The 12,042-nt window shown below is 69.5% G+C and carries 12 protein-coding genes; 8 read left to right on the top strand and 4 right to left on the bottom strand.

The features are described 5' to 3' along the window. The first annotated feature begins 2 nt into the window (after positions 1–2). The 6 genes from MKK88_RS11480 (at position 3) to MKK88_RS11455 (ending at position 7,175) form a co-directional block, all read left to right on the top strand. The gene (locus MKK88_RS11480) at positions 3–1,562 is read left to right on the top strand and encodes a type II and III secretion system protein family protein (RefSeq protein ID WP_243999836.1); all 1,560 of its coding nucleotides are present in this window, start codon (positions 3–5) and stop codon (positions 1,560–1,562) included. 20 nt (positions 1,563–1,582) lie between these two features. After that, entirely contained in the window at positions 1,583–2,341 is a 759-nt protein-coding gene (locus MKK88_RS11475) for a CpaD family pilus assembly protein (RefSeq protein WP_243999735.1), read from the top strand. 67 nt (positions 2,342–2,408) lie between these two features. Further along, the gene (locus tag MKK88_RS11470) at positions 2,409–3,686 is read left to right on the top strand and encodes a CpaE family protein (protein ID WP_243999733.1); all 1,278 of its coding nucleotides are present in this window, start codon (positions 2,409–2,411) and stop codon (positions 3,684–3,686) included. Positions 3,687–3,716: 30 nt separating this feature from the next. Further along, positions 3,717–5,159: a CpaF family protein gene (locus MKK88_RS11465; protein WP_243999731.1), complete on the top strand. Its 1,443-nt coding sequence runs from the start codon at positions 3,717–3,719 to the stop codon at positions 5,157–5,159. Positions 5,160–5,163: 4 nt separating this feature from the next. Continuing rightward, positions 5,164–6,153 carry a type II secretion system F family protein gene (locus tag MKK88_RS11460; RefSeq protein ID WP_243999729.1) on the top strand — a complete coding sequence of 330 codons (990 nt, stop codon included), beginning with the start codon at positions 5,164–5,166 and terminating at the stop codon, positions 6,151–6,153. A gap of 44 nt (positions 6,154–6,197) precedes the next feature. Continuing rightward, positions 6,198–7,175 carry a type II secretion system F family protein gene (locus MKK88_RS11455; RefSeq protein WP_243999727.1) on the top strand — a complete coding sequence of 326 codons (978 nt, stop codon included), beginning with the start codon at positions 6,198–6,200 and terminating at the stop codon, positions 7,173–7,175. Positions 7,176–7,208: 33 nt separating this feature from the next. On the opposite strand, the gene MKK88_RS11450 is transcribed toward MKK88_RS11455, so the two are convergent. Further along, positions 7,209–7,442, bottom strand: coding sequence for a GcrA family cell cycle regulator (locus tag MKK88_RS11450; RefSeq protein ID WP_160533403.1), 234 nt, complete (start codon positions 7,440–7,442; stop codon positions 7,209–7,211). Positions 7,443–7,834: 392 nt separating this feature from the next. Between MKK88_RS11450 and sseA the strand changes: the two genes are divergently transcribed. Both sseA and MKK88_RS11440 read left to right on the top strand, forming a co-directional pair. Beyond that, a complete protein-coding gene (gene sseA, locus MKK88_RS11445; protein WP_243999725.1) occupies positions 7,835–8,683 on the top strand; it encodes a 3-mercaptopyruvate sulfurtransferase in 849 nt (282 codons plus the stop codon). A 64-nt stretch (positions 8,684–8,747) separates the two neighbouring features. Continuing rightward, positions 8,748–9,224, top strand: a complete 477-nt coding sequence (locus tag MKK88_RS11440) for a hypothetical protein (protein WP_243999723.1) — start codon at positions 8,748–8,750, stop codon at positions 9,222–9,224. A gap of 163 nt (positions 9,225–9,387) precedes the next feature. Here MKK88_RS11440 and MKK88_RS11435 read toward each other — a convergent pair whose 3' ends face one another. Genes MKK88_RS11435 through MKK88_RS11425 form a run of 3 tightly spaced genes read right to left on the bottom strand, consistent with a single transcriptional unit; the run spans position 9,388 to position 12,033 of the window. Next, the gene (locus MKK88_RS11435; RefSeq protein ID WP_243999721.1) at positions 9,388–10,212 is read right to left on the bottom strand and encodes an FTR1 family protein; all 825 of its coding nucleotides are present in this window, start codon (positions 10,210–10,212) and stop codon (positions 9,388–9,390) included. A gap of 49 nt (positions 10,213–10,261) precedes the next feature. Next, positions 10,262–11,695: a 4Fe-4S binding protein gene (locus MKK88_RS11430; RefSeq protein WP_243999719.1), complete on the bottom strand. Its 1,434-nt coding sequence runs from the start codon at positions 11,693–11,695 to the stop codon at positions 10,262–10,264. Continuing rightward, entirely contained in the window at positions 11,692–12,033 is a 342-nt protein-coding gene (locus MKK88_RS11425; RefSeq protein WP_243999717.1) for a cupredoxin domain-containing protein, read from the bottom strand. Before MKK88_RS11425 ends, MKK88_RS11430 begins: the two co-directional genes overlap by 4 nt. Positions 12,034–12,042 lie beyond the last annotated feature (9 nt).

Raw genomic sequence — 12,042 nt, 5'->3', positions numbered from 1 at the left:
CCATGATCGCTCAGCTGCCCCTCGCCCGCACGGCCCGCCGCCAAGCCTCCCGCTCGGCCGGCCTGCTCGCCATCCTGACCGCCCTGGCCAACCCGGCCGCCGCGCAGGAGCGCTCGATCCACGGCCCGGCGCCGGTCCTGACGGTCGGCGCCGCGGAGGCCGCCTCGACCCGCCGCGTCGAGCTGACCGCCGGACGCTCCGTGATCGTGGACCTGCCGCGGGACGCCAAGGAGGTGTTCGTCGCCAATCCGGCGGTCGCCAACGCCGTGGTCCGCTCGACCCGCAAGGTCTTCGTCATCGGCATGGCCGACGGCGCGACCTCGATCTTCATCATGGATGCCGAGGGCCGCCAGATCGCCGCCCTCGACGTGACGGTGGCGCGCGACCTCAATCTCGGCACCCTCCGCGAGTTGCTCAACCAGAGCATCCCGGGCGGACGGTTCGACGTACGCTCCTCCGGGGCTTCGGTGCTGCTGTCGGGCTCGGTGAATTCCTCGGCCGAGGCCCAGCAGGCAATCGACATCTCCAACGCCTTCGTGGGGTTGGGTGGCTCCGGCGCGGCGGGGGCCGCGGGGGCTGCGAGCGGCGGCGTCGCGGCCGGCGCCCGGGGCGCGGTGATCAACAACCTCTCCATCCGCAACAAGGATCAGGTGATGCTGCGCGTCACCGTGGTCGAGGTGTCGCGCACGGTCCTGAAGCAGTTCGGCATCAACCTGAACGGCAATTGGTCGGCGCTGAACCCGCTCGGCAACGCGGCGACCTCCCCGGCGTTCAACAACGCGCTGCCCTTCCCGATCAATACGACCTTCCCCCAGGGCAACCAGATCCAGGCCTCGGTGAAGGCGGGTGGCTTCTCGCTCCAGGCGACGCTCAAGGCCTTCGAGCAGGCCGGGGTCTCGCGGGTGCTCGCGGAGCCGACGCTGACGGCGATTTCCGGCGAGGCCGCCAAGTTCCTGGCCGGCGGCGAGTTCCCGGTGCCGTCGGCGGCATCGACCTGCGTCGGCGGCCTTTGTTCCCCGCCGGGCATCACCTTCAAGCCCTACGGCGTTGCCCTGAGCTTCACGCCGGTGGTTCTGGCCGACAACCGCATCTCCATCCGCGTCGCCACCGACGTGACCGAGATCGATCCGCAGAACAGCTTCAACTACACGAACAGCGGCGTCACGACCGCCATCCCCGGCACCCGGGTCCGCCGGTCCGAGACCACGGTCGAGCTGCCCTCCGGCGGCGTGATGATGACCGCCGGCCTGATCCAGCAGGTGAACAAGCAGGCGATCTCCGGCCTGCCCGGCCTGATCAACCTGCCGATCCTCGGTGCCCTGTTCCGCTCCCGGGACTACCAGCGCATGGAGACCGAGCTGATGATCATGGTCACCCCCTACATCGCCCGGGTGATGGAGCCGAAGCAGGTCAGCCGGCCCGACGACAACTTCGTCGATTCCACCGACGGCCAGGCGGTGCTGCTCGGCCAGATCAACCGCCTGTACGGCAAGGTCGCCCCCACCAGCGCGGCGCCGGTCGGGCAGAGCTATCGCGGCCGCGTCGGCTTCATCGTCGAATAGCGCCTTCCAGGATCGAAGCCATGATCGGACGCCACCCGCCCGCCCGGCCAGCGGCCCACCAGCGCCGCCTCGCCCCCCTGCTCGCCGCCAGCGCGCTCGGCGCCCTTGCGGCCGGCTGCAACAGCCAGCCGGTCGCCACCACCGGGGCGATCGAGGTCGCCGATTACCGGGTCCGGCACCCGATCGTCCTGGCCGACGGCACCCGCAGCCTCGACGTGTTCCCCACGGGCGTCGGCCGTCTCGATCCGCGCCAGACCGCCGATGTCGATGCCTTCATGCTGGAATACCGCCGCTACGGACGCGGGATCCTCCTGATGGAGGTCCCCCGCGGCGGGCCGCCGGCCCAGGCGGCTTCCGCCGAGCGCACCGCGGCTTTCCTGACCCGGCTGGCCGCGCAGGACCGGGTCGGTCCCCGCGAGATCGCCGTCACCGCCTACGCCGTGGCGGCCCCGAGCCTCGCCGCGCCGATCCGCCTGAGCTTCCAGCGCATGCAGGCCAAGGTGTCCGATGCCTGCGGGCTCTGGCCCAACGATACGGGGACCAGCAACTTCGCGCTCGATTACAGCAACCGGCCGATGTGGAACCTCGGCTGCGCCATGCAATCGACCGTGGCCGCCCAGGTCGCAGACCCCGTCGACCTCGTCCGCGGCCGGCCCGAGGGTCGCATCGACACGGTCAAGCGGGTCCGGGACATTGGCCAGTTGCGCGAAGGCAAGGATCCATCAACCACATGGCGTCAAGATGGGCAGACCGACGTAAAATCGCAGGTTGGCCAATAGGCTGGCCGGCGAACCCACCTCATCTAACCCGACGCCGCACCCCGAACGCGAACCTGAAAGTGCCGTCATGGCAGACCTGTCCGAGACAGCCGAGCGCACGATCGCCCCGGTGCCCCGGATCACCATCCAGGCGTTCTGCGAGACCAGCGAGACCGCCGCGGTGATCGAGGGGGCGGCCCTCGACCGGCGCATGCAGAAGGCGCAGGTCAAGGTCCGCATGGGCGGCGGTGCCGCCGCCATCGAGGCCTATCGGCACGCGCCGACGCCCAACGTCATCGTCATCGAGACGCAGGGGCCGCGCTCGAAGCCGCTCGAATGCCTCGATGCCCTGGCCGAGGTCTGCGACGAGGGCACCCGCGTCCTCGTGATCGGCCATCTCAACGATGTGGTCCTCTACCGGCAGCTGATCCAGCGCGGGGTGTCCGACTACCTGATGGCGCCCGTCGATCCCCTGACCCTGATCGCGGCGATTTCCGACCTGTTCACCGCCCCGGGCGTCAAGCCGGTGGGCCGCACGGTGGCGGTCTACGGCGTGAAGGGCGGGATCGGTGCCTCCACGGTGGCGCACAACTTCGCATGGTCGGTGGCCCGCAGCCAGGGCGTCCAGACGGTGATCGCCGATCTCGACATCGCCTTCGGCACCGCCTCGCTGAACTTCAACCAAGACCCGCCGCAGGGCATCGCCGAGGCGGTGTTCGCCCCCGAGCGCCTGGATTCCGCCCTGGTCGAGCGGCTGCTGTCGAAGTGCAGCGATACGCTGAGCCTGCTCTCGGCGCCCGCGAGCCTCGACTGCACCATCGACCTGTCGGAGCCGGCCTTCGACGCCCTGATCGAGTACCTGCGGGCGAGCGTGCCCTGCGTGGTGCTCGATGTGCCGCACCAGTGGAACGCGTGGACGAAGCGCGTCCTCACGGCGGCCGACGAGATCCTGATCGTTGCGGGCCCGGATCTCGCCAGCCTGCGCAACGCCAAGAACATCATGGGCGCCCTCAAGCACGGGCGCCCGAACGACGCGCCGCCGCGGATCCTGCTCAACGGCGTCGGCGTGCCGAAGCGCCCCGAGATCGGCACACCGGAATTCGCCAAGACCCTGGAGGCCCCGGTCGCCCTGACGATCCCGTTCGAGCCGGCCCTGTTCGGCACGGCCGCCAACAACGGCCAGATGATCGCCGAGATCCAGGCTGGCTCCAAGGTGGCGGAGCTGTTCAACGACCTTGCCGCCCTGACGCTCGGACGCGCGGAAACCCGTCGCAGTGGGCGCACGAGCCTCCTGGAGCCGCTGCTCGCGCGCTTCGCCGGCACGAAGCTCGGCGGCATCAAGCTCGCCGGCGGGAAGGCCTTGTGATGGGGCGGGATCGCGCCCGGGGACCGGCCCATGTTCGGTAGACGCTCGACCGGCGGTGCGGCGCCCGCCCCCGCGCCGCTCCAGAAGACCTCGGCCGCGCCGCCGCCGGCCTCAATCCCGCGCGACGCTGCGCCGGCCCCCCGGCGGGCGGAGCCGGCCGCCCCCGTGGTGGTCGAGACCACGCGGTCCGAGGATTATTACCGCACCAAGAGCCTGATCTTCGGCGCGCTCATCGAGGCGATCGACCTCACGCAGCTCTCGCGCCTCGACGGCGAGACCGCCCGCGAGGAGATCCGCGACATCGTCACGGAGATCATCGGGCTCAAGAACATCGTCCTGTCGATCGCCGAGCAGGAGGAGCTGCTCGACGATATCTGCAACGACGTGCTGGGCTACGGCCCGCTCGAGCCCCTGCTGGCCCGTGACGACATCGCCGACATCATGGTCAACGGCGCCAACCGGACCTTCATCGAGGTCGGGGGCAAGATCCAGCTGACCAGCGTCCGGTTTCGCGACAACCAGCAGTTGATGAATATCTGCCAGCGGATCGTCAGCCAGGTCGGCCGCCGGGTCGACGACGCCTCGCCGATCTGCGACGCGCGCCTGCCGGACGGGTCCCGCGTCAACGTCATCGCGCCGCCGCTCGCCATTGACGGCCCGGCGCTCACCATCCGTAAGTTCAAGAAGGACAAGCTCACCCTGGAGCAGCTCGTGCGCTTCGGGGCGATCTCGCCCGAGGGCGCCGAGGTCCTGAAGATCATCGGTCAATCGCGCTGCAACGTGGTGATCTCGGGCGGCACGGGCTCGGGCAAGACCACGCTGCTCAACTGCCTCACGGCCTTCATCGAGCATGACGAGCGGGTGATCACCTGCGAGGACGCGGCGGAACTCCAGCTCCAGCAGCCCCATGTGGTCCGCCTGGAGACGCGCCCCCCGAACATGGAGGGCCAGGGCTCGGTCACCATGCGCGACCTCGTCAAGAACTGCCTGCGCATGCGGCCCGAGCGGATCATCGTCGGCGAGGTGCGCGGCCCCGAGGCGTTCGACCTGCTTCAGGCGATGAACACCGGCCACGACGGCTCGATGGGCACGCTCCACGCCAACAGCCCGCGCGAGTGCCTGTCTCGTATCGAATCGATGATCTCGATGGGCGGCTTCACCCTGCCGTCGAAGACGCTGCGCGAGATGATCTGCGGCTCGATCGACGTGGTGATCCAGGCCATGCGCCTGCGCGACGGCTCGCGGCGGATCACCCACATCACCGAGGTGCTCGGCATGGAGGGCGACGTCATCACCACCCAGGACGTGTTCCTCTACGACATCGTCGGCGAGGACGCGAACGGCCGGCTGGTCGGGCGACACCGCTCGACGGGGATCGGCCGGCCGAAATTCTGGGAGCGCGCCCGCTATTACGGCCTGGAGCGCCGGCTCGGCGAGGCGCTCGACGCCGCCGAAGTCGTCGACCGGAGCTGAGCGCATGAATCTCGCTGCCGTCGGCGCCTCGAACCTGCCGGTCGTCGCGGGCCTCATCGGCATCGCGGTGGCGGCCATCGCCTACGTGGCGGTCCTGCCCCTGCTCGACGGCGACCGGCGGGCGAACAAGCGCCTGAAGGCGATCGGCGTCTCGCCCACCGGGGCGGCTTTGCGGGGCGTGGCGGTCAACCGCCGCGAGCAGGTTGCCAAGACGCTGAGCGAGATCGAGGCGAAGGCCAAGGGCGCCTCCAAGGCCTCCGTGGAGTTGAAGCTCGCCCGCGCCGGCCTCGATTGGACGAAGCAGACCTTCTTCATGGCCTCCGCGATCAGTGCCGTGGTCTGCGGGCTGCTGATCTTCATCGTCACCGAGAATCCGATCGTGGGGGCCGGTGCCGCCTTCGCGGGGGGCTTCGGCCTGCCGGCTTGGCTGCTGCGCCGCATGCGGCTCAAGCGGATCGCCAAGTTCAACGCGGAATTGCCCAACGCCGTCGACGTGGTGGTGCGCGGTATCCGAACCGGCATCCCGGTCGGGGATTGCTTCCGCATGGTCTCCCGCGAGGCCGAGGAGCCGGTCCGCAGCGAGTTCAGGACCGTCGTGGAGACCCAGGCCCTCGGCCTGTCGCTCGGTGAGGCGGTCACGCGCCTGTTCGACCGGGTGCCGACGCCCGAGGTCAACTTCTTCGTGATCGTGATCAACATCCAGCAGCAATCGGGCGGCAACCTGTCGGAGGCGCTGAACAACCTCTCCACGGTGCTGCGCGACCGGGCCAAGATGCGCGGCAAGATCCAGGCGATGAGCATGGAGGCCAAGGCCTCGGCCTCGATCATCGCCTGCCTGCCCTTCGGCGTGGCGGGCATCACTTCCCTGACGAGTCCCGACTACATCTCGCTGCTCTGGACGACCGATATCGGCAAGATCGCCCTGGTCGGCGCGGCGATCTGGATGTCGATCGGGATCTTCGCCATCAAGAAGATGATCGCCTTCGACTTCTGAAGGCGGACCATCGGGCCTGCCGTGCTCTTCCCGGAACCGATCCCATGATCGACGACATCGCCGCGAAGCTGTTCGATCCCCGCTTCATGGGCACGCTGCTGACCGCCGTCGCGGCGGCCGCGACTGCCTTCGCGGTGGCACAGCCGTTCTTCGAGACCGACAAGCTCGAGAAGCGGATGAAGGTGGTCGGCGACGAGCGCGAGCAGATCCGGCGGCGCGAGCGCGCCAAGGGCGCCCAGGCCACGACCCGGGGCACGCTGCGCGTCGAGCCCAAGGCCTACATGAAGTCGATCGTCGAGCGGTATCAGCTGCAGCGCTGGCTCGCCACCGACACGGCCAAGCGCAAGCTGATGCAGGCGGGCTATCGCGGCCAGGGCGCCGAGACCGCGTTCCTGTTCTTCCGCCTCGTCGTGCCGGTCGCCTCGGTGATCGGCGCGCTGTTCTACCTGTTCGTGCTGGAGGCGCTCGACGTCTCTTACCTGACGCGGTTCGGGCTGGTGATCGGCGCCGCCTATGCCGGCATCAAGGCGCCGGAGCTGTTCCTCCTCAACGCCGCCAAGAAGCGCCAGGCCGAGATCCGCAAGGCTTGGCCGGATGCCCTCGACCTGACCCTGATCTGCGTCGAGTCCGGCATGGCGATCGAGCACGCCTTCCGGAAGGTGAGCACGGAGATCGCCACCTCCTCGGTGGTGCTCGCCGAGGAACTCGCGCTGATGACGGCCGAGATGTCGTTCCTGCCGGACCGCCGCCAGGCTTACGAGAATCTCGTGCTGCGCACGGGCCTTGATCCCGTGAAGGCCGTGGCGACCGCCCTGATCCAGGCCGAACGCTACGGCACGCCGGTGGGTCAGGCCCTGCGGGTGCTCGCCCAGGAGAGCCGCGACCACCGCATGACCGAGGCCGAGAAGAAGGCGGCCGGGCTGCCGCCCAAGCTCACCGTGCCGATGATCCTGTTCTTCCTGCCGGTGCTGTTCGTCGTCATCATCACCCCGGCCGTCATCCAGATCATGCGGACCCAGTGACGCGCGGGGGTGACGCCTTGCTTAGGGCAGAGTTCAGCGGATGCGGCCCGGACGGGTCGGCTCGAACACGATGCGACGGTGATAGGCACACCAGCTCTTGCCGTCGGCCACCGGCGCGCCGCAGCAAACCGCCCGGTCATTCGGCTCGCCGATGATGTACTTGCACACGAAGGCTCCGGACTGCGCGAAGGGTACGCGCAGGTCGGCCGACGGCTCCTTGATGGTCTCGGCCTCGCCGATCTGGGACATGCGAACGAGTTGATTCATGGTGTCGATCGGCTCAATAATCTTCCTGCTCGGTGAGGCCTGAGGCCCCGGCAGACACGTGGGTGGGACACCGCTCCGACGGCGACCCCGGGCGCATCCAAAGGGAGGGCATCCGGGTCGGCTCGCCTGACGCAAGCCTGCTCGGCCGGCGCGATCAGCGTCATCTTGTTGTCGTAACTGGGGTTACAGCAATTTAAAACAAGACCAACCTGCACGCGTTGCATCGGAGCACGGTGCGGGATGCGTAGCTGGCCGCTACAACGCCGATTCGATTGGCATTCGTCGGGCTAACGAAACGTCGTGAACCCTCCGAATCGGTTCCCGCCCGGGCGTGCAAGCCGGATCGACCTGTGGTTTTGTGCGGGCTCCCGCGACCAGAGCCGGATCTGCCTATGGCCCACGCGCCCCTCGTGTCACCCGATTGGCTGCACGACCGCCTCACCGCCCCCGATCTCGTGGTCCTCGACGCCTCCTGGTATCTGCCGGCGGCCGGCCGCGACCCGGAGGCTGAGTTCCGCGCGGCCCATATCCCCGGCGCCCGGCGCTTCGACCTCGACGCGATGAGCGACACCGAGTCGAGCCTGCCACACATGCTGCCCCGTCCGGAGGTCTTCGCCGCGCGGATGCGGGCGCTCGGCGTCGGCGACGGCCAGCAGATCGTGGTCTACGACGGGATGGGCCTGTTCTCCGCGCCGCGGGTCTGGTGGATGCTCAAGGCCTTCGGGGTGCGCGACGCCCTGGTGCTGGATGGCGGGCTGCCGGCCTGGACCGCGGCGGGCTACCCCACCGAAGAGGGTGAGCCGCACCCGCGCGAGCGCCGGCACTTCACCGCCCGGCTCGACCACGGCGCGGTGGCGGATGCGGATGACGTCGCCCGCGCCCTGGCGAGCGGCTCGTCCCAGGTTGTGGATGCCCGCTCGGCGACGCGGTTCCGCGGCGAGGAGCCGGAGCCACGCCCCGGCGTCCGCCCGGGCCACATGCCGGGCGCCCGCAACCTGCATTACGCGGCGCTGCAGCGCGACGGCCGGATGAAGAGCCCGGAGGAGCTGGCGGCCGTCTTCTCGGAGAACAACGTCGATCCGGACCGGCCGATCCTGACCACCTGCGGCTCCGGGGTGACTGCGGCGATCATCGCGCTGGCCCTGGAGACGATGGGCCGGCCCGCCCGCGGCCTCTATGACGGTTCCTGGTCCGAATGGGGCGCCGACCCGAACCGGACGGTGGCGACCGGTACGCCTTGACACGCTTTCGATATAATTCGATATATCGAAAGCGCCTGCGGTTGGGCGCTCTACGGAGAAGATCATGCCGCATCACGAGACCACCGCCCTGTCGGGCACCATCCAGCACGTCTTCGCGCACCGCTTCACGTTGGAAGCGGACGGGACGACACATCTCGCCGATCTCGGCCCCAAGGGTGCGGACGCGTTCCCGCTCGCATCCGGCCTGCGCGTCAGCCTGGAGGGCGAGCGTCGCCCCTCGGAGATCAAGGTCACGCGGATCGCCGCCGAGGGCCGCGCGCCGGTGCTGATCGAGCACAAGAAGCCCCACCACCCGCCGGGTCCGGCGCGACCTGACGGTCCGGCTGACCCCACGCGGGCGCTTGCCGCAGCGGCAGCCAAGGGCTGGACGGTGACCGACGTGCCGCGCCGGAAGCCCAAGCATTTCGAATTGCTGGCGCATCAGGGCGATGACGTCGCCACGGAGCTGCACGTCGATTTCGCCTGGACGATCTACAAGCAGAAGCCGGCCGACGCGACGAAATGGGCCGCGCAGGCCTGAGCACGCTCCATCGAAGGTCCCGGATTCAAAAGGACCGGGACCTTTTGCGGGTGCAGGGCAGAGCCCTGCTGGCGGCCGAGGCCGTACGCCGGGGCTTTGCCCCGGCACCCCACCAAAGGGCTTCAGCCCTTTGGAATCCCCTATGATACCTGTCGCCGCAGCATCAGGCAGGCCGCACGGCGCGCCGCTTGTCGGCAGCGCTCCACTGCATCAGCACGACCATGACCGCGATGGTGGCGACGTAGACCAGTCCCTGCAGGGCGGTCGGCCGGTCGGTGTAGCCGACGAGCGCGTGCAGGATACGGCCCGGCCAGGAATTCTCGGCAATCACGCCCGAGCTGTTCCACAGGGTGTGGCCGAGGACGTCGACCACACCGGCATTGGCCAGGAACTGGGCGGCCTGCGCGGCGAGGCCCGCGGCCAGGAAGATGATCAGCACGCTCGTCACCGAGAACACGTAGCGGCTCGGGATAGAGGCGAGCCCGAAATACGTCACCGCCGAGAGCAGCGCCCCCGCGCCGATGCCGGCCACCGCGCCGAACTGGATATCCGCCCCCGAGGTGCCCGAGGCCACGAGGCCGTAGAGGAACAGCACCAGCTCTGCGCCCTCGCGCAGGATCGCGGCGCCGATCACGATCGAGAGGGCGGCGGCCTCGCGCTCGCCCGAGCGCACCGCGGCGCCGGCCGCGCGCAACTCGCCCGCCAGCTCCTTGCCGTGCTTGCTCATCCAGGTGTTGTGCCAGACCAGCAGCAGCACCGCGACGATCAGCACCGCCGCGTTCAGGATGTCCTGCCCGCTGCCCTCGAAGGCATCGGAGATCTTTTCCGCGAACAGCGCCACCAGACCGGCGCCCGCGAGCCCGCCCGCGATGCCGAGCAGCACCCAGCGCATCCGGCCGGGAATGCCGCGGGTCGCCGCCAGCACGATCGAGATGATGAGGCCCGCCTCGATGACTTCGCGGAAGGCGATGACGAAGGCGCCGATCATGGCGGTCTCCAGAGATTGCGAGGTGTTGCGAGAGGGCGCGCGGACCGCGCTACCAGATCCAGAACATGAGCACCCAGTTGACGACCGACAGGGCGGCCGCACCGGCGATGCAGACTGTGGCGGCCGCCCGTCGGACCCTGGCGGCGTCGAGCCCGGCGACCCGCCATGCGAGCCAGACGCTCCACAGGCTGGCCCCGGCGAGCAGCCCCGCGCGCATCTCGGCCACATGGGGGATCACGATGCCGTCGCCGCGCAGGAACGTGACGGTCAGCGCCGAGAGCCCCAAGAAGACGCCGCAGCCCGCCACCGGGATCAGCGTCTGCGTCAGGTGGTGGAAGCGCCGGAGCGACCAGCCCCCGAGGGACAGGGTCGCCAGCGCCACGATCCCCGACAGGGCCAGCCCGAGGATCACCGTCGCCGCGCCGATATAGGCCAGGAGCAGCCCGCCATCGAGCAGGGTCATGACGTCGCTGCGGTCGGGGTAGTTCGTCAGCACGAACCAGGGGGCCGACATCTCCAGCGGCCACGTGATCCCATGGTCGATGAGCCAGGTCGCGGCCCATTGCTTGGCGTCGACGTACCAGGGGCTCGCCGACCATTGGAACGCGCCCACCGCCAGGGCCAGCATGCCGAACAGGATCAGCACGGTCTGGTTGAGATCCGGCTCGGTGCCGGCCACGTGCACGATCTCGTGGTTGGGCGAACGCAGGGCGAGGCGCACCGCCCCGCGATGGCCGCTGCACCGTCCGCACATGTGGCAGGCCCCGGCGCCGCGCATCGTCTTCACCGGCACGAGCGGCGCGCAGTTGAACGCCTTGCTGCCCCGGGCAGGCTTCGGCGAGGCCGCCCAGGCGGCGCGGTCGACCTGGAAGCTGATCGGGGCGAGCTTCGACAGCACCGCGAACACGCCGTTGACCGGGCAGAGGTAGCGGCACCAGACCCGCTTGTTGCGCCCGTAGAGCAGCCCCACCACGATCGCCGCGAGCGTCGAGCCGCCGAGCACCGCCAGAACCGGCTTCGGATAGCCGTACACGCTGGTCATCTGGCCGTAGACCGTGGTGCCGGCAAAGGCCAGGAACGGCCAGCCCTGCCACGTGATCCAGCGCGGCACCGCGTAGCCACGGCTCCAGCGGCTGGCGAACTCGCTCAGCGCCCCCTCGGGGCAGAGGATGCCGCACCACGCCCGGCCGACCAGCACCATGCTGAGCAGCACGAACGGCCACCAGATCCCCCAGAAGGCGAACTGGGCGGCGAGCGTCAGATTGGTCCAGATATGGGCGGCGTTGCCGGGCAGCGGCAGCAGGGCGGGCACGATCACCAGCACCGCGTAGACGGCGATGATCAGCCACTGCACCGACCGGATCACCCAGCCATAGCGGCGCATCGCGTCGCCGAACGCGGCGAGCCGCGCGTCGACCCAGGTCCGCCGGGCGGGGCCGGACGCTATGGAGAGGGAAGCCGGCGCTGCCGTCGACACGCTCATTTGGCCACCAGGGTGGCCTTGGCGTCGGGATGGAAGTCGTCGAACACCTGATAGGTGCCGGCATCGAGGGTCCGGAACACGATCGCCGAGGTCGAACCGGCGGCCAGCGCCTTCTCGCGCTTGAGTTCCGTGCTCTCGAACTCGACGGGCGACTGCCCGGTATTCGAGATCTCCAGCTTGAACCGGGTGTTGGCCGGCACCTCGATCACCGCCGGCAGGATCACGCCGTCACGCATCTCCACCTTGATCACCGGCATCTCGTCCGCCCGCACGGGACCGGCCGCGGCGGCGGTGAGGAGCAGGGCAGCGATTGCGGCGCGGCGCAGCAGGCGGGACACAAAAACCTC

Origin of the sequence: Methylobacterium sp. E-005, assembly GCF_022829725.1 — a bacterium.
Taxonomy (GTDB): Bacteria; Pseudomonadota; Alphaproteobacteria; order Rhizobiales; family Beijerinckiaceae; genus Methylobacterium.
This window is presented reverse-complemented; position numbering and strand designations above follow the sequence as displayed.